A 2,298-nucleotide genomic window follows, 5' to 3' on the forward strand; every position below is an offset into this window, starting at 1 on the left:
CGGTCAACCAACGCCACCAGACCTGGCGACAACACCCCCCGGATCATGCACACGACAGGGGCAGTAAGTCATACCAGGCCCAGCGACCAGACGCCGCTTGTTCACGGCGCACGAAGAAGGTAACGGGTGGCGGTTTGTGTGGGAGGGGCTGAGGTGGGGGTGAGGTGGGGCACGGGGTGTCACATTTTGGGGGGCTGAGGGGTCGTATGGGTATGAGGCGTCCTTGGGGCAGTCTTCGGGTGAAGGTGTTTCCTGATCAGTGGTCGTTGCTGTTCGGGCAGATCGCGTTCTACAGCTTCGTCATGCTGGTCCTGAGCGGTGTGGTCCTGACGGTGTACTACGAGCCGTCCGTCAGTCAGGTCGTGTACGACGGGACGTATGCGCCGCTGCGCGGCCTGCCGATGTCGCGGGCATTGGACTCGACGTTGCGGCTGTCGTTCGACGTACGCGGCGGTCTGCTGGTGCGGCAGGTCCACCACTGGTCGACGCTGCTCATGGTCGCGGCGATCACGCTGCACCTGTTGCGGCTGTTCTTCACCGCCGGCTTCCGGCGCCCGCGACGACTGAGCTGGCTGGTCGTCTTCGGCCTGCTGGTTGTCACGCTGGGCGCGGCGCTGACCGGTACGTCGCTTCCGGACGACATGGCGTCCGGTACGAGTCTCGCCGTACTGGACGGTGTCCTGCAGGCAACGCCGCTCGTCGGTTCCGCGTTGTCGTACGTGCTGTTCGGTGGGGAGTTCCCCGGGGATGTGATCTCGCGGTTCTACCCGTTGCACGTGATCGTGCTGCCCGTCGTACTCCTGCTGCTCTTCGCCGCCGCTGCCGTGCTCGCGTTGAAGCACGAGCCTGCGGGGTTCGCCACCGGGCGGACGAAGACGGCGAAGGTCGGGGCCGTGAAGGGCGCGGGGCTGTTCGCGTTTGTGGCCGGTGTCGCGATCGTCATGGGCGCGATGGCGACGATCAACCCAGTCTGGCTATACGGCCCGGCCGATCCGGCTGCTGTTTCGGCCGGGGTCGGTCCGGCCTGGTATCTCGCGTTCCTGGACGGTTCGCTCCGGCTCGCACCGGGCTGGGAGGTTGTCCTGTGGGGAAAGACGATCACGCTCGCCGTGCTGCTGCCGGTCGGGGTCTGCACGCTGTTCCTTGGGCTCGTCGCCGGGTGGCCGTTCATCGAGGAGCGGCTGACCGGTGACCGCAAGGACCACCGCCTGCTCGAGCGCCCGCGTGACAACCCGATCCGTACCGGGATCGGCGTCGCCGGGATGACGTTCTACGGCGTGCTGTGGGCCGCCGCGGGCGCGGACACGATCGCCGTACAGTTCCATCTCTCGATGAACACGCTCCTGCACGCATTCCAGGTGCTGCTGGTAGTCGGCCCACCCGCCGCCTTGTACGTCACCCGCCGCATCTGCCTAGGCCTGCAGCAGACCGATACCGACCTCACCGAACACGGCCTCGAAACCGGCCGGATCCTGCGCCGCCCCGACGGCGGATACGTCGAGGTACATCGCCCGATCCCTACCGAACTGCCGTCCCGCTGAGCGCCGCCGCGGCGTGGATCTGGCCGGTGGTGGTCGACAGGGGGCGGGTGCTGGCGGCGGTGCGGGTGGCGATGATTTCGGCGGCGATCGAGATCGCGGTTTCCTCGGGGGTCCGAGCGCCGAGGTCCAGGCCGGTCGGCGACGACATCCGGGCGAGCTCGGCCTCGGTGAGGCCCGCGGCGCGTAGCCGGATCAACCGGTCCTCGTGGGTACGGCGTGATCCCATCGCGCCGATGTACCCGGCGTCCGTACGCAGGGCCAGTTCCAGCAGCGGTACGTCGAACTTCGGGTCGTGGGTCAGCACGCACAACGCCGTACGCCGGTCGACCGTGTCCAGCACCCCCGCCAGGAACCGGTGCGGCCAGTCGACCACCACCTCGTCCGCCTCCGGGAACCGCGCCCGGGTCGCGAACACGCCGCGCGCGTCGCACACGGTCACGTGGTACCCGAGGAACTTCCCGACCCGCGCGACCGCCGCCGCGAAGTCGATCGCCCCGAACACGAACATCCGCGGCGGCGGCGCGATCCCCTGCACGAACACCGCGACCTCGCTCCGCCCGCACTCACCGTGCACGCCGTACTCACGAATCGCGGCAGAACCGTTGCCGAGCATCGCCAACGCATCCTCGACCACCGCGGCATCCAGCCCAGGATCCCCCAGCCCACCAGCCGTCTCGGCACCGACGACGAGGCGACGGCCGAGGTGTTCGCCGGCGGTGACCACGGTTGCGACCGCCACCGGACGCCCCGACTCGAT

At 68.7% G+C, this 2,298-nt stretch carries 2 protein-coding genes; one reads left to right on the forward strand and one right to left on the reverse strand.

Features of this window, described 5'->3' with window-relative positions:
* Positions 1-239 precede the first annotated feature (239 nt).
* Complete coding sequence (locus VFF46_RS34215; protein ID WP_325041390.1) at positions 240-1,541, forward strand: cytochrome b; 1,302 nt, start codon at positions 240-242, stop codon at positions 1,539-1,541.
* Here VFF46_RS34215 and VFF46_RS34220 read toward each other — a convergent pair.
* Positions 1,519-2,298 (reverse strand): XdhC/CoxI family protein (locus tag VFF46_RS34220; protein ID WP_325041391.1); only part of this gene is annotated, 780 nt, incomplete at its 5' end. The genes VFF46_RS34215 and VFF46_RS34220 overlap by 23 nt on opposite strands.

It is taken from the genome of Kribbella sp., from assembly GCF_035655035.1.
Classification (GTDB): domain Bacteria; phylum Actinomycetota; class Actinomycetes; order Propionibacteriales; family Kribbellaceae; genus Kribbella.